This window comes from Acinetobacter sp. JADD-222, from assembly GCF_049310645.1.
The window spans coordinates 59,847-81,804 of record NZ_JBMOWI010000001.1; the positions used below are offsets into that span (position 1 = coordinate 59,847).

Annotated in this window: 20 protein-coding genes; 12 read left to right on the plus strand and 8 right to left on the minus strand. The window is 38.8% G+C overall.

Annotated elements, in window-relative coordinates:
* Positions 1-8: 8 nt before the first annotated feature.
* The 5 genes from pgaD to ppsR form a co-directional block, all read right to left on the minus strand.
* Positions 9-467 carry a poly-beta-1,6-N-acetyl-D-glucosamine biosynthesis protein PgaD gene (gene pgaD / locus ACO6UW_RS00270; RefSeq protein WP_005073598.1) on the minus strand — a complete coding sequence of 153 codons (459 nt, stop codon included), beginning with the start codon at positions 465-467 and terminating at the stop codon, positions 9-11.
* Positions 464-1,711, minus strand: coding sequence for a poly-beta-1,6-N-acetyl-D-glucosamine synthase (gene pgaC, locus ACO6UW_RS00275; RefSeq protein WP_057061911.1), 1,248 nt, complete (start codon positions 1,709-1,711; stop codon positions 464-466). Before pgaC ends, pgaD begins: the two co-directional genes overlap by 4 nt.
* On the minus strand, positions 1,711-3,537 hold the full coding sequence (pgaB, locus tag ACO6UW_RS00280) for a poly-beta-1,6-N-acetyl-D-glucosamine N-deacetylase PgaB (RefSeq protein ID WP_057061912.1): 1,827 nt from the start codon (positions 3,535-3,537) through the stop codon (positions 1,711-1,713). Before pgaB ends, pgaC begins: the two co-directional genes overlap by 1 nt.
* The gene (gene pgaA, locus ACO6UW_RS00285; RefSeq protein WP_065387963.1) at positions 3,537-5,975 is read right to left on the minus strand and encodes a poly-beta-1,6 N-acetyl-D-glucosamine export porin PgaA; all 2,439 of its coding nucleotides are present in this window, start codon (positions 5,973-5,975) and stop codon (positions 3,537-3,539) included. The genes pgaB and pgaA overlap by 1 nt, the downstream gene beginning before the upstream one ends.
* Positions 5,976-6,362: 387 nt before the next feature.
* Positions 6,363-7,199, minus strand: coding sequence for a posphoenolpyruvate synthetase regulatory kinase/phosphorylase PpsR (gene ppsR, locus ACO6UW_RS00290; RefSeq protein WP_016145814.1), 837 nt, complete (start codon positions 7,197-7,199; stop codon positions 6,363-6,365).
* A 147-nt stretch (positions 7,200-7,346) separates the two neighbouring features.
* Between ppsR and ppsA the strand changes: the two genes are divergently transcribed.
* The 12 genes from ppsA (at position 7,347) to alr (ending at position 19,768) form a co-directional block, all read left to right on the plus strand.
* Positions 7,347-9,734, plus strand: coding sequence for a phosphoenolpyruvate synthase (gene ppsA, locus ACO6UW_RS00295; protein ID WP_005803576.1), 2,388 nt, complete (start codon positions 7,347-7,349; stop codon positions 9,732-9,734).
* A gap of 64 nt (positions 9,735-9,798) precedes the next feature.
* On the plus strand, positions 9,799-10,554 hold the full coding sequence (locus ACO6UW_RS00300) for an RDD family protein (RefSeq protein ID WP_002119677.1): 756 nt from the start codon (positions 9,799-9,801) through the stop codon (positions 10,552-10,554).
* A 316-nt stretch (positions 10,555-10,870) separates the two neighbouring features.
* Positions 10,871-11,923, plus strand: coding sequence for a ubiquinol oxidase subunit II (gene cyoA / locus ACO6UW_RS00305; RefSeq protein WP_002119579.1), 1,053 nt, complete (start codon positions 10,871-10,873; stop codon positions 11,921-11,923).
* A 3-nt stretch (positions 11,924-11,926) separates the two neighbouring features.
* Complete coding sequence (cyoB, locus tag ACO6UW_RS00310) at positions 11,927-13,918, plus strand: cytochrome o ubiquinol oxidase subunit I (RefSeq protein ID WP_005068497.1); 1,992 nt, start codon at positions 11,927-11,929, stop codon at positions 13,916-13,918.
* Between the two features lie 4 nt (positions 13,919-13,922).
* Positions 13,923-14,543 (plus strand): cytochrome o ubiquinol oxidase subunit III, encoded by a 621-nt coding sequence (gene cyoC / locus ACO6UW_RS00315; protein WP_002119759.1) that lies wholly within the window; start codon positions 13,923-13,925, stop codon positions 14,541-14,543.
* Positions 14,543-14,872 (plus strand): cytochrome o ubiquinol oxidase subunit IV, encoded by a 330-nt coding sequence (locus tag ACO6UW_RS00320; RefSeq protein WP_000094534.1) that lies wholly within the window; start codon positions 14,543-14,545, stop codon positions 14,870-14,872. Before cyoC ends, ACO6UW_RS00320 begins: the two co-directional genes overlap by 1 nt.
* A gap of 10 nt (positions 14,873-14,882) precedes the next feature.
* Positions 14,883-15,761 carry a heme o synthase gene (gene cyoE / locus ACO6UW_RS00325; RefSeq protein ID WP_005073589.1) on the plus strand — a complete coding sequence of 293 codons (879 nt, stop codon included), beginning with the start codon at positions 14,883-14,885 and terminating at the stop codon, positions 15,759-15,761.
* Positions 15,762-15,943: 182 nt separating this feature from the next.
* Positions 15,944-16,327 (plus strand): 30S ribosomal protein S6, encoded by a 384-nt coding sequence (rpsF, locus tag ACO6UW_RS00330; RefSeq protein ID WP_002119610.1) that lies wholly within the window; start codon positions 15,944-15,946, stop codon positions 16,325-16,327.
* 11 nt (positions 16,328-16,338) lie between these two features.
* Complete coding sequence (gene rpsR / locus ACO6UW_RS00335; RefSeq protein WP_000090661.1) at positions 16,339-16,566, plus strand: 30S ribosomal protein S18; 228 nt, start codon at positions 16,339-16,341, stop codon at positions 16,564-16,566.
* 8 nt (positions 16,567-16,574) lie between these two features.
* Positions 16,575-17,021, plus strand: a complete 447-nt coding sequence (gene rplI / locus ACO6UW_RS00340) for a 50S ribosomal protein L9 (protein WP_000382591.1) — start codon at positions 16,575-16,577, stop codon at positions 17,019-17,021.
* A gap of 198 nt (positions 17,022-17,219) precedes the next feature.
* A complete protein-coding gene (gene dnaB / locus ACO6UW_RS00345) occupies positions 17,220-18,665 on the plus strand; it encodes a replicative DNA helicase (protein WP_057061914.1) in 1,446 nt (481 codons plus the stop codon).
* 32 nt (positions 18,666-18,697) lie between these two features.
* Positions 18,698-19,768, plus strand: coding sequence for an alanine racemase (gene alr, locus ACO6UW_RS00350; RefSeq protein WP_081037823.1), 1,071 nt, complete (start codon positions 18,698-18,700; stop codon positions 19,766-19,768).
* 59 nt (positions 19,769-19,827) lie between these two features.
* Here the strand turns inward: alr and ACO6UW_RS00355 are convergent, their stop codons facing one another.
* The 3 genes from ACO6UW_RS00355 to ACO6UW_RS00365 are packed head-to-tail and all read right to left on the minus strand — an operon-like array spanning position 19,828 to position 21,957.
* Positions 19,828-20,562: a proteasome-type protease gene (locus tag ACO6UW_RS00355; protein ID WP_002119721.1), complete on the minus strand. Its 735-nt coding sequence runs from the start codon at positions 20,560-20,562 to the stop codon at positions 19,828-19,830.
* Positions 20,563-20,578: 16 nt separating this feature from the next.
* Positions 20,579-21,358 carry a transglutaminase family protein gene (locus ACO6UW_RS00360; RefSeq protein WP_057061916.1) on the minus strand — a complete coding sequence of 260 codons (780 nt, stop codon included), beginning with the start codon at positions 21,356-21,358 and terminating at the stop codon, positions 20,579-20,581.
* 2 nt (positions 21,359-21,360) lie between these two features.
* A complete protein-coding gene (locus tag ACO6UW_RS00365; protein ID WP_057061917.1) occupies positions 21,361-21,957 on the minus strand; it encodes an alpha-E domain-containing protein in 597 nt (198 codons plus the stop codon).
* Position 21,958: the final 1 nt, after the last annotated feature.

Genomic DNA, 21,958 nt, shown 5'->3' on the forward strand with positions numbered 1-21,958 from the left:
TTTTTTATTTACTCATATTTTTGCAAATTACCATGATCATCGTAATGCAAAATGATGCGCTGTTTTTCTTGCAAATCATTTAGCATGTCGGAAGTAACTGAAAATTGGGCCGCTAATAATTCTACAGAACTATTAGGTGCCTTAGCACGTCGGTCCTCACCACTAAACCTAATCCAGTTATAACTTGCCCATAAAATTAAAATAAGCGCGCTAATTCCGATCATTAATGCTAAATGTAATAAGGTCTTAACTTCTGATAAGTGGTCTACCCAGACGTAATCATAAATTAAGTGACCTTCAAAAACCCATAAAAACAGTGAAACCAATGGGAAAAGCAGCCACATTAAACAAATCCAGCCAATGGTTTGTAATGTATAGTTTGCTGTTTTATTTTTGACATATTCCGGCTGATCAATATATTCAGGGATATCTAAAGTCTCTATATCCTTATTTTCCTCAAGTTTCATGGGTTATCTCCACGGAAGCCTCGATCTGGACTTATCCAACGGGCACGTTTTTTTGTGTTAAATAAAGTTTTTGGTACCGCGACAACACTTGTAAACAAAGTCAGTAGCCAGAAAAATAACGGGTACCAAATCACCCAAAAGTAATTTCTAAAAAAACGCCCTCGGTCATAACGATGATCAATCCACAAACTCACTAAAAACTGGATCAAACACGTTCCGCCTAGTATTACACCGTACCACTGTGGCATAAGCGTTTTGATCTGCCATTGCTGAGGCAGTTCAACAAATAATCCAACAAAAAATAGCGTGAAGATCATGATCATCACATAAGACCAGATAATACTGACTAGCGCCTCAATCATGACCGGCCACATTCTTCGAACACGCAGTTTGAACATTTGTGGAATATATTCTATAAGAACCTCTACCCCACCTTGCGCCCAGCGAAGACGCTGTTTCCATAGACCTTTAAATGTCTCAGGCATATAGATATAACAAAGGGCTTGTGGAATATACTGAATATCCCAATGGTCGAGCTGTAACTTCCATGAAATATCAATATCTTCGGTAATTTTATCGTCTGACCAAAACCCGACTCGAGCGAGTGCAGTTTTACGAAATGCTGCAATCACACCAGATACGGTAAAAATACGACCATATGTACGTTGTGCACGTTTAATCAAACCAATAATCGAAGAAAACTCACCAACTTGTAATTTTCCTAAAATACTAGATCGGTTTAAAATTCGTGGATTACCAGTTACAGCACCAATTCGCGGGAAGTTAATAAATGGTTGCATTAACCAAAGTACCGCATGCGGATGCAACAACGCATCTCCATCGATACAAACAAGATATTCGTATTTACTAACCAGTACTCCCGATCTTAAAGCTACGGCCTTACCCTGATTTTCTGCTAAGTGTACAACCCGAAGTCGTGAATCTTGCGCTGACAATTCATCTAGAATTTCGGCGGTCCTATCACTACTTCCGTCATTAACAGCAATGACTTCAAAATTAGGATATTTGGTTTGTAACGCATAACGAATTGTTTGGCGTACTTGCGCTTCTTCGTTAAAACACGGAATGATGATACTGCATCCTTCACCTGTCGGTTCAGGAAGCGCTTGTTCGCGGTATTCTCTTTTAAAGAAAAACCAAAGTCCCCCTACCATCCATGTCCAAGCCATCAGTAAGGGATATAAAAAGGCAAAAGCAAACAGAATATCGAGTAATACCCTCATTACTTTTTCCCCTCTACCAATCCAGCAAAAGGCTGATACATCACAGGGCTAGCATTCAGACTAAGCGGATTATATAAGTACTGATGAACATCTTTTGATTTTTCAAAGTCATAGCCATCAATACCGAATTTCTGGATTCCTACTCGCTGAATAGAAAAGAGTCCTTGCTGAACATCTTCCCAAGCATTTTTTTGCGAATTTTCTGGTAATACTAAAGTCAGCATTATTCTTTGCTTATCATTTTCATCAAGTGTATTTAATAGCGTTAACAACTGATTAAATTGTTTTTTCTTACCAATCACATCAAACTTCAAATTGACTAAGTCATGTTGCATTAAAAGTGTTTTTATAAGCTCAGGTAGATTTTCCACATGATCTAAATCAGGTGTAAGCAATAAACTAAACTGTGCCTGATTACTCATATTTAAATAAGGTTTGACCGCTTCTTTAGTCAGTTCACTCAGTTGTTCCAGCTGTTTTGATTGTTCAATGCAACTGCTTTCTTGCACGGTTATTTTTTGCATTGCGCAATTTAAAGATGATCCTGCATTAAGCTGAACACCACTTAAATTACTGTTAAAACGCGCAATATCTTTAGCCAAATCTACAGCTAAAAATGGTCTATCTTTTCGCGGATAAGCAGGTAATTCTAATATTACAGATTGACCTGCGCGAGTTTGAGCCTGCCATAAACTACGGTTTAAAATATCTTGTTGAACAGACATTTTATCTGTAGGGAAATAGGCAACATCATATTGCCCATCTCCATCTTTGTCTTCTAAAGGCTTTAAGATTAAAGCATTGTTTTTTAAGCTATACAGTTTTGATAACAACTGCCCTAATTTTTCATCAGTCTGAGAGTTTTGTTGCGCTGCTAAGTGCTTTAAATCCATACTCACAAAATGACGCGATTGCTTAAATAAATCTGACTCTTCGAAATTCAGAATATTTAACATGCCTTCTGTCAGTTGTTCGGCTGTAGGGTTATCAATGACTAAGCTACGCTTAAAAGTTGAGTCACTCACGCGATTCATACCATCACGTCCTAAACTGAATGAGAACTGAAAACCAGCCTGTTGTGCCAGCTTCTCTAACTGCTCATTCACGGCGCCATAAGGCCAAATAATTGCTTTAGGATTAACCCCTACTTCTTTTTTCAAAACTGCATAAGATTTTTTTAAATCCTGCAAAATACGTTGTTGATATTCCGCATCGGTTTCATAACGTGATTGCGATTTTAAATAAGAATAAGAAGTCGCAGCAGGTTGCTCATTGCCTTGAGGATTGGCTAATACCCCATGATGTAAATCATCGCTATGGCTTGCAAACTCGGCTAACCCAGATGCTTGCATTTCACGAACTTGAGCCCAGTTCACCAAGTTACCTTGACCATAGGCTTCATAACCCGCTTTTGTATTACCATTTAACCAACTTGTTGGAAGAGCAAAAACTGCTGGAATTTTATATTGCTTCAGTAAAGGAAATACTCGGCTATAGCTACTTAAAGCACCATCATCAAAGGTCAGTAGAATAGAGTTATGAGGTAATTCTTTACCTTGCTTACGTGCCTCTTCAATGTCTTTTAGACGAATCGGTTTCCAGTCCGACTGGCTAAGCCAATCGAGAAACTGTGCCAGATTATTGGTCTGAATCGCATAAATATCACGATCACCTTCCTTTAACACGTCATCTCGTACATCATGAAAAGTTAAAGAAACCGTATGATTTTTTGGTAATTCAGTTTCAATGTGGGCATAGGACAATTGTACGGGTAATAATGTTGAAGCAAACACACAGCTCAACATCTTTGACTTCATATTATTCATTAAAAACGCCCTTCAAATCCAAAAATACCGTAGGTATGTTGTTCATCATGGCCATCGTATGGATGGTATTGCCAACCAACTCCATAATTAAGTTGCCAAGTCCGTGAGAGCTGCCATTGATGTTGATATTGCAAAGAATATGTTGGTCGAGCTGAGTAATCTGCTTGTTTATAAAGCCCGACTCCAGCTTCAAAATGCTGTTTAAATGAGCGTTCGTATTCTCGCCAAGTGACCCAGTCATGACTTAAATTCAACTCAGCACTGTAATGATTACTTGGGCTAAAGTAAGCGGTCTCATCTTGGCTATTGCTGCCATAAAATCCACGTACCGTTCCATAGGTAATATGATGAGGCGCATCAAATAATCGCTCACGCCAAAAGGTCGAAAATTCTTGTTGTTTATTACCGTCGCTTATATCGGTTAAGCCATAACTTGCCCCAATTTGGCGTGACTCATCTTTTTGCCATGTCAAAGCGGCGCGGTAAGCTTGTCCATCCTCACCAGCATCAATTGCTTGTAATGGAATATTAGCCTGACTGTCATATTGCAATTGATATTGCCAGTGGTCGTTTAACCATTGCGACCAATCAAGACGAACACCTGCTTGGCCACCATCTGTACTTTGCGACAAAATTGCCGACAATGCCTTACGGTTTGCTTGCCACTCAGCACCAACACCGTAACGTTGGTCATGCACATCACCAAAACGGTATTCACCGTAACGATCTTGATGCCAAGCAAATAGACGATAATTATCTTTAATCCAAGGGCTATTAATACGAGTTTCCATTTCTCGATCTTTTAAGCCATTTTGCCCACTCACAGAATCGCTATTTTCTGCTTTACTCTGGCCCCAAGTCGTTGAGTGCGAGATGGTTGCTCTATCACGATCATCCAACTCTTTTCGACTTTTAACTACACCGCTATCTTCAGGATAATATTGCAAAAGACTTTCTGTACTTTTGCGCCATTCAGGAATATCTCCTAAAGCCTGAGCATTTTGCATTTGATTAATACGTGTATCTTTAGCAACGGGTGTTAAACCATTTAAACGAGCAATTGTTTGCTTTGCTTGTAACGGTTTATCTCTCCAGCGCTCAACACGAGCAAGGTTGTTAATTAAACCTTCATTAGCAGGTGCAAGATCTACTTGTTTTTGAAAATGCTTTTCTGATTTATCCAAATGATTTGCATAAGCTAAATGCATGCCTTGTAAAGCGATATAATCATCACGATCAGGATGGCTTGATTTATCTACTCCTTTGGCTTGGCTATATTTATACGTAGGGATTAAACGATCAACCTCACTTAAAAGTTGTTCAGCTTGTTTATATTTTTCTTGTTCAATATAAGAATAATAAAGCCCCGTATATACCGTCATATCTGAGTAGTTTTTTTCGGTAAGTAAGGTTTTAAAAGCGAGTTCAGCCTGCTTGGGTTGTTTTTCAGCTAAATAACTATCAGCAATCGCATGACGTACATAAGCCGGTAGCTTTTCTAACGGTACATTTAATTTAGTAAATTCATCTAATACCGTACGGCTACGCCCACGAAAGTCCAAAGCATACAAATAGTCATAATGAAATCTTAAATAATTAGGGTCTGACGGTTGAATCAAAGGCTGTATTTGTTCACCTTGTTTCAACACAGCATCAAGCTCGGCAAAGCCTTCACTGTCCGACATGCCTTCCCGATTCAAATATTTATAGCGAGTAATTGCGTTATTTACACGTTGAGAAAACTCGCTGACTTTTAACCAGTGTTGTAACGATTCTGTTTGCGTATTTTTATCGCTGGCAAGCAGCAACTGCTGAGCTTTTTTATAAGCGCCTACAGCCGCCAAGTCGTAACTATATTCTTGCAAAACCGCAAAAGATTTTGGTTGCTGTTGATAAGCTTGCTCGATTGCAGATAAAGCATCTACAGGTGAATTAATGAGTCGATATGCATAAGCAATTTGAACAAATTGATCTGCTGTAAGATTTTTACTCTTAATACCAGATAAATGCACCTTAGCATTTACAGGGTCTTTAGCCTCAGCATATAGAACCGCTAATAAAATCTGCCCGTCAGATGTCTTTTGAATATTAAATTTATTCGACCACTCAATTGCATCTTTAAAGTGTTTAAAATCACGAAAATTACGTATTAATGGTAGCTGCCCATATTCTGGAAAATTCACATAATTAACATTTGCTAAATGCTGAGAAAAGGTTAATAAATCTCTTTTTTCACTTGACATGACAACTAAATAATCAGCTAGTAATTTTTGGTCATGCGGGTATTTATTTAGCAATTGATCTAGTTGCAATATTGCTTGTTGAGTTTGTCCAGCTTTATAAGTGTGAATAGCTTGCTCTCGCAATTCATCTACTTGAGCAGCATATAAATTAAGAGGCAAGATATATGCCAATGAAAAAACACATTTTTTTAGCATTTTGATAATCGGATAGTCCCATATCGAGGTGGGAAATTATAATTAAAATCAAAAACTAATCACACAACACCAAAAAAGTGTGATCTATTTAACATTTTATAAATTGTGGATTTTTCATGAATGCTTTTAAAAAATATTTATAAAAAATAAAGAATTACTATTTTTCAGCACAATAAAAAACATACACTTCTTTTCAATAGTGTTATTTAAATTTACAAATGAGTTTCAAAATAACTACGGGCTTATAACCAATAAAAACTATTTAATAATATTTAGTTTTATATATAAAACTTTAATTTTTGTATGTGATATATATTAAAAAACCATTCAACTTATCTATAAATTAATATACAAAAATTGAATGGTTAAAATAAACAATTGATTAACTTAACCAATACGACGTTTTAATCCCGTCATTTGCAAAATACGAGTTGAAATCTCTTCAATCGACATTTCGGTCACGTTTAAATATTTAATGCCTTCTGAAATATAAATCCCTTCAATTGCTCTTAGCTCCATTTGGCATTGGCTAAAACTTGCATAACGGCTATTCGCTTTACGTTCACTACGAATTGCGACCAAACGCTCAGCATCAATCATCAAACCAAATAACTTATTACGATGAGCTCTTAATACTGCTGGTAAACGGTTATCATCTAAATCTTCTTCAGTTAATGGATAGTTTGCAACGCGAATACCGAATTGAAGAGATAAGTAAATAGAAGTCGGTGTTTTACCCGAACGGGAAACTCCAATTAAGATTAAATCCGCTTTATCATAATGACGAGTACGTGCCCCATCATCATTATCAAGCGCAAAATGAACAGCATCGATACGGGCTTTATAATATTCAGAATCGGTTACCGCATGAGTCTGTCCGACCAATGTTGTTGGTGGTGTTCCAAGCTCTTGTTCAAGCTTACTAATTAAACCTTCAAACACATCCAGATTAACCGCTTTAGCCGTATTAATAATCTCTCGTACATGCGGATCGACTAAAGTATCAAATACTAAAGGTAGGCAACCGTCTTTGGTTTGGCATCGATTAATCTCAACCACCACATCCATTGCCGCCTCTTCAGTTGTAATATACGGCATGATGTGAATATCAAAATCTACATTGGGAAATTGTGCTAATAACGAATGTCCAAGAGTCTCGGCAGTAATTGCAGTTCCATCAGAAATAAAAAAAACACTCCGCTTAAATTGTTTACTTTCTGACATTAAAATTCTCCTTAAACATTTGTCTTAGTGCTATATAATCTTTATAGTAAACTGATCTTACATGACTGTCGCTTAGTATAATTCTCAACTAAGCACTTTATTTTTATAATTTCATGCCAAGATAGACATTAATACTGCAAAAGTGGAGTGAAAACTTTGGAAGCGCGCGTAATCGGTCTAGAAAAATTAGGGAAACACGATGTCGAACTCGTAGGTGGGAAAAACTCATCTTTGGGTGAAATGATCAGCCATTTATCAAATGCTGGTGTATCGGTACCTGGTGGCTTTGCAACTACTGCTGCTGCCTATCGTGAGTTCTTAGACCAAAGTGGTCTTAACGCTCGAATTCAAGCAGAACTTGCTCAACTCAACGTCGATGATGTAAATGCTCTTGCAGAAACAGGTGCAAAAATTCGTCAATGGATTGTAGAGACTCCACTCACTGCAACCTTAGAACAAGAAATTCGCGCCGCTTTTACAGCACTTTCTAACGGCAACCCTGACATCGCGGTTGCCGTTCGTTCATCTGCAACTGCTGAAGATTTACCAGATGCTTCTTTCGCGGGTCAACAAGAAACTTTCTTGAATATTCGCGGTATTGATAACGTACTTATTGCGATTAAAGAAGTGTTTGCTTCTTTATATAATGACCGTGCAATTTCTTACCGTGTGCATCAAGGTTTTGATCATGACATCGTTGCACTTTCAGCGGGTGTTCAGCGTATGGTTCGTTCTGAAACTGGCGCTGCGGGTGTAATGTTTACACTTGATACAGAATCTGGTTTCCGTGATGTTGTATTTATTACTGCATCTTACGGTTTAGGTGAAATGGTTGTACAAGGTGCCGTTAACCCAGATGAGTTTTACTTATCTAAACCATTATTAAATGCAGGAAGACATTCTGTTTTACGTCGCAACCTTGGCTCTAAACACCAAAAAATGATTTATGGTGAAGAAGGTTCTGCGGGTAAATCTGTTGTTGTTGTTGATGTTGAAAAACAAGACCGTCAACAATTCGCTTTAAATGACCATGAGTTACAAGAGTTAGCTAAACAAGCGCTTATCATTGAGCAGCATTACGGTGCGCCAATGGACATCGAATGGGCAAAAGACGGTGATGACGGTCAAATTTATATTGTTCAAGCTCGTCCTGAAACTGTAAAAAGCCGCCAAAATGTAGGTACTATGGAGCGCTACCTTCTCAAACAAAGAGGTACTGTTCTTTGTGAAGGTCGTTCAATTGGTCAACGTATTGGTTCTGGTAAAGTCCGTATTGTTAACTCAATTAAAGAAATGGACAAAGTTCAAGAAGGCGACGTTCTTGTATCTGATATGACCGATCCTGACTGGGAACCGGTAATGAAACGTGCTGCTGCAATTATCACTAACCGTGGTGGTCGTACATGTCACGCAGCAATTATTGCACGTGAACTTGGTGTACCAGCGATTGTAGGTTGTGGTAACGCAACAGAAGTATTAACTGATGGTCAGGAAGTAACTGTTTCTTGTGCTGAAGGTGATACAGGTTTCATTTACGAAGGTGCTTTAGATTTTGAAGTTCAACGCAACTCAATCGAATCTATGCCTAAGCTTTCGTTCAAAATTATGATGAACGTAGGTAACCCTGACCGTGCATTTGACTTTGCTCAAATTCCAAATGAAGGTATTGGCCTTGCTCGTCTTGAGTTCATCATTAACCGTATGATCGGTGTGCACCCTAAAGCCCTACTCAACATTGACAGCCTACCTCGTGAAACTCGTGCTGCGGTTTTAACTCGTACAGCAGGTTATGCTTCACCTGTAGATTTCTATGTTGAAAAATTGGTTGAAGGTATTGCGACTCTTGCTGCTGCATTTGGAGACAAGCCAGTGATCGTTCGTATGTCTGACTTCAAGTCAAACGAATACGCAAACTTAATTGGTGGTAAGTTATACGAGCCTGAAGAAGAAAACCCAATGCTCGGTTTCCGTGGTGCAAGCCGTTATGTATCTGATAACTTCCGTGATTGTTTTGAATTAGAATGCCGCGCACTTAAGAAAGTTCGTGATGAAATGGGTCTAACCAATATTCAAATCATGATTCCTTTTGTACGCACAGTATCTGAAGCGAAACGTGTTATTGAATTACTTGCACAAAATGGCTTAAAACGTGGCGAGAACGGCTTAAAAGTAATCATGATGTGCGAATTACCAACTAACGCTCTGTTAGCTGAACAATTCTTAGAGCACTTCGATGGTTTCTCTATTGGTTCTAATGACTTAACTCAGTTAACGTTAGGCCTTGACCGTGACTCAGGTATTGTTTCACACTTATTTGATGAACGTGATGCAGCTGTTAAAGCTCTTCTTTCAATGGCAATCCATGCCTGCCGTAAAGCAGGTAAATATGTAGGTATCTGCGGTCAGGGTCCTTCAGACCATCCAGATCTTGCAAAATGGTTAATGGAACAAGGTATTGAATCTGTCTCTCTTAACCCAGACTCAGTTTTAGATACATGGTTCTTCCTTGCTGAAGAAAAAATCAAGCAAATCTAATATGTTATAAAAAAAGGCCCATCCGTGGGTCTTTTTTCATCTTTAGAATAGAGAATTTTTATTTATGCAAATTTACTTGGCACGTAATAATCAACAAGCTGGGCCTTATACTTTAGAACAAGTAAATCAAATGTTGGCTAGCCAACAAATTTTGTTAACTGATTTAGCTTGGCATGAAGGCATGACAGAATGGAAAGCTTTAGGAGAATTAACCCAAGGTAAACTTGTATATCAACCTATCGGTTATTCTGTACCTACAATAAATACGAATACATCAACTAATGAAACTATTCGTCAAATTCGTGTAGAACCTAAAGTTCATGAACTTGCGTCTATTCCGGCTCGGGCTTTAGCAAAAATTATTGATTTATTGCTTTGGTTACCAATCGCTGCAATTCCTTCTTTTTTCTTTAATGAAGCTCAATATAAGCAATTATTCGAGTTGCAAAAACAGATGCAATCTGCCGAAGTCGCATCGACTAAAGCTGCAGAATTGCAACAGCAACTTTTTACTTTAATTCCAATAGAAGCTTGGCATTCAATGCTTCTTTACGTCGTAATTATGCTTGCAATTCAAGCCGTTCTTTTAACAAAGTTTGGTCAGAGTATAGGTAAGAAAATCGTTGGAATTAAAATTGTAGATGCTGAGGACAATAGCAAGGTTAATTTAACTCGCATCTTCTTATTAAGAAGTATTGTTTTTATCATATTAAACTTACTGTTTATGCCGATCAGTACAATTATTGACTATGCTTTTGCATTAGGACAAAAGCGACAAGCTTTACATGACAAAATTGCAAGAACAAAAGTGATCAAATGATAGTGAATGACTCATTCATTTAATGTCTAAAAAAAGAGGAGGCACCCTGCCTCCTTTTTTCTATAGTGAGTTGATATTTAAATAAAAGCTCTATTGAAATTAGATACCCTACAAAAAAAATCGGGTTTTAAAACAATTATTTCAGCCTACTTTATGTATAGCTTAGTTTGTCGATATGAGGCATAATGCCCTACAACGTAGCGGTGTCATATAATTGAGAAGTCTAAATTTAAGGATTAGCGTTCTCAATCATGCGACACTTTAATCGCTATCCCATATTTAATTAGGGAATGGGACTCTTCACCGAGGTTGTAAAATGAGACAAACGATTTTAGCTGTATTGTCTTTATCAACGCTTGCCGCACTTTTGACTGGGTGTGGTGGTGATATGGTACTTCTAAACTCTAAAGGTCCAGTTGGTCAAGGTCAAAGTGACCTTATGATGACTGCGATCTATTTAATGTTACTTGTGGTGATTCCTTCAATCATCATGGCATTATGGTTTGGTTGGAAATATCGCGCGTCAAATAAAGATGCAGACTATAAACCTACATGGGCACACTCAACTGCAATTGAAGTTGTAGTATGGGGTATCCCTGTCATTATTATTGGTATTTTAGCTTGGTTAACTTGGTGGGGTTCCCACAAGTATGACCCATACCGTCCTTTAGAATCAGATAAAGCACCTTTAACTATTCAAGTTATTGCTGAACAGTTTAAGTGGATCTTTATTTATCCTGAACAAAACATTGCAACAGTTAACGAAGTACGTTTCCCTGAAAAAACTCCGTTAAGCTTTAAAATCACTTCTAACTTTACAATGAACTCATTCTTCATTCCACAGTTAGGCGGCCAGATTTATGCAATGGCAGGTATGCAAACTCACCTTCATTTGTTAGCAAATGAAACTGGTGTATATCGTGGTTTCTCTTCTAACTACTCAGGTTACGGTTTCTCTCAAATGCGTTTCAAGGCGCATAGTGTTACAGAGCAACAATTCAACGAATGGGTAGCAGCGGTTAAAGCAGGTAATGGTTCAACCATTAACCCAGAAGCAGTTCAAAAAACTACGCTTGACCAAGCTGAATTGGCAACCTTACGTGATGGTAACCGTTCTAAGCATCAGATCGAGCATTTAGTAAATCGTGCTAAAGCTGCTGGTGATGAAAAAGCAGTTGCTGAAGCTGAAGCTATGAAACCGTTCCCGACTAAGCCACACCCTGTGACTTATTACTCTACTGTTGAGCCTAAATTGTTTGAAACAATTATCAACCACTATATGAGTAACTATCATGGTGTTGACCACTCTGCTGAACACGCAACAGCTGACACTCATGCTGCAGCTGAACATGCTGCTCAAGGGGAATAAGACATGGATATGATTTTTGGTAAACTGGGTTGGGACTCTATCCCGACAGAGCCAATCGTACTTGTCACCATGGTCCTTATGGCAATTGGTGCAATTGCAGTGCTTGGCGGTATCACCTATTTCAAAAAATGGGGATATTTGTGGAATGAGTGGTTTATTACGGTAGACCATAAAAAGATTGGTATCATGTATATCATCGTATCTGTTGTCATGCTTCTGCGTGGTTTCGCCGATGCGATCATGATGCGTTTACAACTTTTCCTCGCTAAAGGCGGCGGCGAAGGTTATCTACATCCTGACCACTATGACCAGATCTTCACCGCACACGGTGTAATCATGATCTTCTTCGTAGCAATGGGTCTCGTTGTAGGTATGATGAACATCTCTGTACCTTTACAGATTGGTGCTCGCGACGTTGCTTTCCCATTATTGAACTCTTTAAGCTTCTGGTTATTCGCTGGTGCTGCTGGTTTGATGATGCTTTCACTTGTGTTAGGTGAATTTGCTGCGACTGGTTGGATGGCTTACCCTCCTCTATCTGGCATTCAATATTCTCCTGGTGTAGGTGTCGACTACTATATCTGGGCACTTCAGGTTTCTGGTCTAGGTACGCTTTTATCTGGTGTTAACTTCTTCGTTACCATCATCAAAATGCGTGCACCGGGCATGAAATTAATGGACATGCCTATTTTCACGTGGACTTCACTTTGTACGGCTGTATTAATCATTGCATCATTCCCTGTATTAACAGGTACACTTGCAATGCTTACTCTAGACCGTTACTTCGGCTTCCATTTCTTCACAAATGAGCTTGGCGGTAGCCCAATGCTTTATGTGAACTTGATCTGGACATGGGGTCACCCTGAAGTATATATCTTGGTATTACCAGCATTTGGTCTATACTCAGAAATCGTTGCAACCTTCTCTCGTAAAGCGTTGTTCGGTTACAAGTCTATGGTGTATGCAACTATCGCGATTACTGTTCTTGCGTTTGTTGTATGGCTTCACCACTTCTTCACCATGGGTGCTGGTGCGAACGTTAACGCGTTCTTCGGTATCATGACCATGGTTATTGCGATTCCTACTGGTGTTAAAATCTTCTCTTGGTTATTCACCATGTATAAAGGTCGCATCACCTTTACTACTCCAATGTTATGGACGCTTGGCTTCCTTGTAACATTCGGTATCGGTGGTTTAACTGGTGTACTTATGGCTGTTCCACCTGCGGACTTCTTGGTACACAACTCATTATTCTTGATCGCTCACTTCCATAACGTAATTATCGGTGGTGTGGTGTTTGGTATGTTTGCCGGCATCATTTACTACTGGCCAAAAATGTTTGGTTGGAAGCTCAACGAAGCATGGGGTAAAGCTGCGTTCTGGTTCTGGTTCTTTGGTTTCTATTTTGCATTCATGCCACTTTATATCCTTGGTTTCATGGGTATGACTCGTCGTTTGAATACATATGACAACCCTGAATGGGATCCGTACCTTGCGATTGCATTATTTGGTGCTGTTCTTGTTGCGATTGGTATTGCATGTTTCTTAATGCAAATCATCGTTGGTTTCTTACAACGCAAAGACAACATGGACCTTACTGGCGATCCATGGGATGCTCGTACGCTTGAATGGGCGACCTCTTCCCCTGCTCCATTCTACAACTTTGCACATGAACCAGATGCAAGCGGTATCGACCGTTTCTGGACTGACAAAGAAAATGGTGTAGCATACGCACGTAACACTAAATATGAAGACATCCACATGCCGACTGATCGTGCTGCTGGTTTTGTCATTGCAATGTTCATTACTCTTCTTGGCTTTGCACTCATCTGGCATATTTGGTGGCTCGTTGTTGTTTCATTCGTTGCAGCTGTTGTTAGCTTGATCGTAAGCTCATTCACTAAGAATGTTGACTACTACGTTCCTGCTGCTGAAGTTGAGCGTATTGAAAACGAACGCTATGCTTTACTTGAAAAACACTTGAAGAAGGACTAAGGAAATGGCTGAAGTACTTCATCACGACAACCACGGCCATGACGGTCATCATGAACATGATGATACCGACTTAACGGTTTTTGGTTTCTGGACATACTTGATGAGTGACTTGATTCTTTTCGGATCACTCTTCATTGCGTTCGCTGTATTAAGCAGTCATGTTCCAGCAGGCACTCCAAGCGCATATGACCTATTCCATGACTCATTAGGCTTCGTGTTAACTGAAACATTTGCCTTATTGATTTCATCGGTAACCTTTGGTTTTGCTGTACTTGCATCTTATAAAAAGAATGTAAATCAAGTTATCACTTGGTTATTTATTACATTCCTTTTTGGTGCATCGTTCATTGGAATGGAAGTCTATGAATTCCATCACCTTGTACATGAAGGCCATGGTCCAACTCACAGTGCATTCTTATCATCGTTCTTTACTTTGGTTGGTACACACGGTATCCACGTAACTTCTGGTTTAGTGTGGATGCTAGTATTAATGTATCAAATCAAAACTAAAGGTTTGACTTTACCGAATACACGTCGTCTTGCTTGCTTAAGCTTGTTCTGGCACTTCCTTGACATCGTTTGGATCTGTGTATTCAGCGTCGTTTACTTACTGGGAGTTCTCTAATGAGTAGTCATGAGCATAATGCTGCTGGTGCGTCACACGGTAACTTTAAGCAATACACTGTTGGATTTATCCTTTCTGTTATCCTCACCATCATCCCTTTCGGGATGGTGATGGCGGGTGGTTTCAGTCGTGGTCTTTTAGTTACAGTGATTGCAATCACTGCGGTTGCTCAGGTTCTTGTACAACTTGTGTACTTCCTACACATGAATACATCATCTGAACAACGTTGGAATATGATTGCATTCATCTACACAATCCTATGTATCGCCGTACTTTTAATCGGTTCTGTGTGGATTATGAATTACCTTCACTACAATATGATGATCTAAACTGATTGTCATGTTGAGAAAATATCTATTCCTGACTAAACCAGGAATTCTCTTCGGTAATTTCATTACCACCTTGGGCGGCTTTTTCTTAGCCGCCCAAGGCTCTATAGACATCTTATTATTACTTCTCACCCTACTTGGAACAACTTTAGTTGTGGCTTCTGGTTGTGTGGTTAATAATGTTATAGATCAAGATATTGATACAAAGATGCAGCGCACTCAAAACCGTGCACTTGTTAAAAAAACAATCTCTCCTACTGTTGCGCTGATATATGCATTAGTGCTTGGAGTAATTGGTTTTAGCATTTTGTGGTTCGGTGTAAATGGTTATGCATTTTTGTTTGCAATGATTGGTTTTATTGTCTATGTCGGTTTTTATAGCTTGTGGACCAAACGTACTTCAATCCATCAAACCGTCATTGGTAGTATCTCCGGAGCGAGCCCTCCTGTTATTGGTTATACAGCAGTAACTCATCAATTTGATGTGGCAGCCTTGCTTTTGTTTTTAGCATACGCTTTATGGCAAATGCCTCACTCTTGGGCAATTGCAATTTATCGTTTTGATGATTACAAAAATGCGGGAATTCCAATTTTGCCTGTAGCACGTTCTATTTATCGTACGAAAATTGAATGTGTAATCTATATCCTATTATTTGCAGCTGTTTTAAATGGGTTATATTGTTTTGGCTATACCAATGTATTCTTTTTAATTACCTTTAATGCTTTGACTGCATATTGGTTATATTTATCAGTTATTGGATTTAAAGCCGTAAATGATCAATTGTGGGCTAAACGTTTTTTCCTGTACTCGGTCATATTAATTACCCTGTTAAGTTTGAGCTTTAGCTTTACCTATCAATCCCCTGCTCCAAATCTTCCTCTCTTTTAAACAAGAGAGGATTTCCTCTTTATAGTAAAGAAGTTTTACTTTTCTGATCAAAAGATTTGTTTTTAGTCGAACTTTTACCTATAATTCAGCCTTCGCAATTTTTGCGACATAACTTATTAAGTTATGACTCCTTGCTTCTAATTTTTTTTATTAGGGGCTGTTTAAACCGTAAGGAGCTGACAATGCGTCATTACGAAATCGTACTTTTGGTACACCCAGACCAAAGCGATCAAGTTGTAGGTATGGTTGAACGCTATATCTCTCAGATCAAAGAAGCTGAAGGTCAAATTCACCGTTTAGAAGATTGGGGCCGTCGTCAATTGGCTTACCCAATTAACAAAATTCACAAAGCGCACTACATTCTTATGAATGTTGAATGTGGTCAAACTACGCTTGATGAGTTAGAAGAATTATTCCGTTATAACGACGCGATCATTCGTAACCTTATCATCCGTCGTGAACACGCAATCACTGAAGAGTCATTGCTTGCTAAGAGTGCTGAAGAAAAGCGTGCGCGTAAAGCTCAACGCGAAGAAGCACAGCAAGTTGCTCAAGAAGCTGAATAAGGAGAACATCAATGGCACGTTTTTACCGTCGTCGCAAGTTCTGCCGCTTTACAGCTGAGAATGTTGCGTACATCGACTACAAAGATATCGACACTTTAAAACAGTACATCACTGAAAACGGCAAGATTGTTCCTAGCCGTATCACTGGTACTAAAGCTCGTTATCAACGTCAATTAGCACTTGCTATCAAACAAGCTCGCTATTTGTCTTTGATTCCGTACACTGACAACCATAAGTGAGGTGATCTGTGGACGTTATCTTATTACAACGCATTAAGAACCTTGGTAAATTAGGCGATAAAGTATCAGTTAAAGCTGGTTACGGCCGTAACTTCCTTATCCCTCAAGGTAAAGCAGTTGCAGCTACTGAAGCTAACACTGCTGCTTTTGAAGCTCGTCGCGCTGAACTTGAGAAGCAAGAAGCTGAAGTTTTAGCTGCTGCTCAAGCACGTGCTGAACAATTGAACGAAGTTAACATCGTTATCACTGCTAAAGCTGGTGACGAAGGTAAACTCTTCGGTTCTATCGGTACTCGTGACATCGCTGACGCATTAACGAATGCTGGTCTTACAGTTGACCGTGCAGAAGTTCGTTTACCAAATGGCGCGCTTCGTCACACTGGTGAATTCAACATCGCAATCCAATTGCACCATGATGTTGTTGCAGAAGTTCTCGTTACTATCGTATCTGAGTAATTTCTCATCAAAAAAAAGAGCATGCTTTTGCATGCTCTTTTTTTATGTTTCAAATTTTAAAATAAGATATATTAATTCCTGATCAGTTCTTCAGTTTAATTGGTTTTTTAATTAGGTAGTTTATTTAATTTTGTTTTAAGATAGTTCTCGGCTTTACAGCCTCTTTGTGTACACATTTCTTTATCATCAGGTCTAATTATGTCTCAGGCGAATGCCACTTCTTTAGCGCTTTCATCTCCAACAGAAAATAAAACGAGTGAATCAGGCCAACTTAAAGAGTTTCGCACTCCCCCACACAATTTAGCTATTGAACAAGCTGTTCTAGCTGCCCTGATGACAGTTGCAGAATCTTTCGAACAAGTTAATGATGTACTCAAAGAAAATGATTTTTACGCGACTCGCCATAAATATATTTTTCGTGCAATCGAGAAATTAGCACAAGAAAACTCACCCTATGATGCTGTCTTAGTAAATGACTGGCTCTTAAAACAAAATTTACTTGATGCTATCGGTGGCGAAGAATATTTAATGCAGCTCATGGCTGACTCACCTTCAAGTTTCTATAACTTAGAAACTTATGCCACTAAAATTAAAGAGTTTTCTACGCTTCGTAGCATGATTAAAGTTAGTACTGAAATTTTGCAAAATGCTTATGACACGAAAGGCCGCGGTGTAAGTGAAATTTTAGACTTAGCTGAAACAAGTATTTTCTCATTAGCAGAACAGCACAATAACAATAAAAAAGATGCTGGTCCTAAATCTATTAGTTCTGTTACCGCAGACGTAATTAGTAAGCTTGATGAGCTTTCAAAATTAGATGGCAATATTACAGGTTTAACGACTGGCTTCTTAGAACTTGATAATAAAACATCTGGTATGCAACCTGGTGACTTAATTATCGTTGCTGCACGCCCATCAATGGGTAAAACTACTTTTGCCATGAATTTGGTTGAGAGTGTTTTGCAATATAACAAGTTACCTGCTCTGGTCTTTTCAATGGAGATGCCAGCAGACTCTATTGCGATGCGTCTTATTTCCGCAATGGGTAAAGTCCATCAAGGACATTTACGCTCTGGTAACCTCGATGCAGATGAATGGACCAAGGTGACTGGCACAATTTTGCAGCTTCAACAAATGCATCTATATATTGATGACTCATCTGCCCTACCTCCAACTGAACTTCGTGCCCGTGCTCGTCGTGTTGCCAAAATGCATGATGGTAAAATCGGTTGTATCATGGTCGATTACTTGCAGCTCATGAAAGTCCCGGGCATGGGTGATAACCGTGTAGGCGAGATCTCAGAAATTTCTCGTAGCTTAAAAGCATTGGCGAAAGAGATGCAATGTCCTGTTATTGCACTTTCTCAGCTTAACCGAAGTCTGGAAAACCGTCCAAATAAACGCCCTGTAATGTCCGACTTACGTGAATCCGGTGCGATCGAGCAGGATGCCGACTTAATTATGTTTATTTACCGTGATGAGGTTTATAACAAAGAGTCAAAAGAGGCCGGCACTGCAGAAATTATTATTGGTAAGCAGCGTAACGGTCCAATTGGTTCAGTTCGTCTTGCTTTTGAAGGTCAATATACTCGATTTAGTAATCTCTCTCCTGAGTATTACAGCCAATATGATGATGAAGAATAAGCTCTATCTCTAGCCCAAAGGAGTAAATGAGGGTGCGCCAAGCAACAGTTTATATTGACCGCAATGCACTTCAATATAACTTAAACCGTGTCAAACAACTCGCAACAAATTCAAAAATTGTAAGTATGGTAAAAGCCAATGCTTATGGACATGGAATCAAAGACTGTTTAGCAGCCTTAAATGCATCAGATGCCTTTGGTGTCGCCTGCCTACAAGAAGGTTTGGAAATTCGTGAATTAGGATTTCAACAACCTGTCACTTTAATTGAAGGGGTATTTTCTGAAGATGAAATGCCAATTGCAATTAAACAAAAATTTGAATGTATCATTCACCATCAACAACAGTTTGAATGGTTGATTAAACACAAACAAGCGTACATCAATCAAGGTTTAAAAGTCTGGGTTAAACTTAATAGTGGGATGAACCGGTTAGGTTTTAAAAATCCAGAAATTATTGAAGTTATTAAGACTTTAAAATCTGAAGGATTTACTTGTGTACTTGCAATGCATTTCGCAAATGCAGATGTAGACCATCCACTTAACGAGCAACAAAAACAACAATTTCTACAAGTTAAACAAGCTTGTGATCCAGTGTTAGCTTCTTGCTGTAATTCTGCTGCTATTTATAAATGGCCAGAGTTACATTTTGATTATGTTCGTCCGGGTATCATGCTTTACGGCGCCTCACCTTTTGCAGATCAAACAGTCCATGATCTTGACTTAAAACCAGTGATGACTTTTTCAGCAGAAGTAATTGCACTCAACCATATTCAAACTAATGAACATGTCGGTTATGGATCAACTTTCTGTGCCACTCAAGCAATGGATATTGCAATTGTTTCTATAGGTTACGGTGATGGTTATCCACGAGCTTATATTAAACCGAACTATGTCGCTATTGATAAACAACCCTGTGCGGTTGTAGGGCGAGTGAGTATGGATATGATTGCAATCGACGTGACAGGCAAGCAAGTAAAATTAGGCACTCCAGTTGAACTCTGGGGTCCACATCGCTTAGTTGATGATGTTGCGGATGCAAACGGAACGATAGGATATGAATTACTCTGTCGCTTAAGTAATCGCCCCACTCGTAAAAGCACTTAAATAATAAAATATAAAAAAATCCAAGCATGCTTGGATTTTTTTATTTAAACATTCAAAATTTATCGCCAGTAATCATCTGTAGGCTTTGGCATTTCCTGTAATCCCCGACGAAGAGTATCTGACCATTGTTTACTAATCTGTGAGAAATAAGGATCATCTTCGGTTATTCGTTTTCCCATGGGGATAACAAAGCTATCTTTAATGTATACCAATGCATCAAGTGGTAAGCCAACCGAAACATTTGAACGCAAAGTCGAATCAAAAGAAATCAGGCTACAACGTAATGCGTCGTCTAGTGGCATTGCATAATATAAAGCTCGATCCAGAATAGGCTTTCCATATTTACTTTCACCTATTTGAAAATAAGGTGTATCTGTAGTTGCGCAAATGAAATTGCCTTGTGGATAGACATTATAAAGTTGCATGTCACCACCCTTAATCTGCCCACCCACCAAAATACTACAGGCATAATTCATTTGTTCTTGGGTGTCCGAACTAATATCCTCTAAAACAGTTTTTAAGGTTTTGCCAATTAGTTCAGCCGCCTCAAACATCGTATTAACACTATATAGATTAGGCTCTTGCTGCAAAGTCAGGGCATTTTGCAAATGACCTATAACAGCTTGCGTTGTTGCTAAGTTACCTGCAGTTTGCAAGGCAATAAAACGTTCTCCGGTAACGCCGAAAGTATGCAGTTTTCGGAACACAGAAATATGGTCAACTCCTGCATTGGTTCTTGTGTCACTAATAAACACTAAACCTTGTTCCAATCTTAACGCACAACAATAGGTCATTTCATTCTCTTTACATTCAACATGCCAACACTTGAACCACAGACATCATGTTCTCAACTCCACCTTGCTCTCTTACGCCACGAATAGGTGCCACATCGAGATAGTCACGTCCTACTGCAAGGTAGATATGATGTTTGGGTATAAACAACTGATTGCTTACATCAAAACAATACCACTGATTTTCTAAAAATACCTCCGCCCAAGCGTGACTGGCCAGGTGCGGATAGTTTTGATCAAATAGATAACCAGAGACATAACGTGCAGGTAATTGTAGCGCACGACACATCGCAATTAAAATGTGAGCATGATCTTGGCATACACCTTGACCTGCATGAAATGCTTCGATCGCAGTTGTCTGAACCGAAGTACTTTCAGGCTGATAAAGTATTTTTTGCAAGATATATTCGCTTAATAACGCAATATGCTGTCGATCCTTGACCACTACAATATGTTTGGCAAAGTCCAACATTTCCGAATCACATCGAGTTGCACCTGTCATCTGCAAAAACAAATTTGTAGGTATAGAGAGATTTACACAACCCATTTCTACATTTTGAAGCTCAACAATTCCTTGGGCCATAAATGTAAGATGCTGGTATGGATAACGCTGACTAGCCGTCATCCATATATTGTTAAATATATCTCTCTTTATTGTTTTATCACCCGGCACGCTAATTGCCCAATTCATAACATGTTGATGAGGCGATGTTTGAGGCATCATTTTAATATACTGAATGCTGTTCCGAGCAGTTTCAGTATAGCTATAATGCGTTTGATGATTAACCATCAATTTCATAATCAGCCCTCAAACATATTTTCCAACTGCTGTGTAAAAATATAGTAAGCGTCCCACGTAAGTTGCCGCTTTAGTGCTTGCCAATTTTCATTTATATTTTCCCAATTTAAATTAGCAAGCTGTTGCACCACAATATCTAGCTCTGATATGAGAACGGATAAATCTTCTCCAAAACGCAGTTCTATATCAAATTGCTCTATTTTTTGGCCTAAATGCAAAAATAAACGAATATCTTCATGTTCCGCTTCTAGTATTTGCGTGCATTGTTCGACTGCTTTACTCAATACATCAGGTTGAGCTTGAAGCGTATTAATCACATTATTTAATTCTGCATAAGCATGTGATGACAAAATACCTCTTAGTTCCTGAATATTATCTTTAGCAATAATGAGCTGGTTCAGTAATGAAAATGTTTGCTTCTTGTCTAACATATAGTGATTTAGTAATTCAGCATTTTCTATGACCAAACCAAATGCTGCTGCAAATCTTGTTGCTTTCTCATCTTCTGTAAAGGGTAAATGAGAGGCTGCAAATTTAACTCGCATCAAATATCGACCCAACCAATATATTTGATGCGCACTCGAATTGAGTAAAACCATA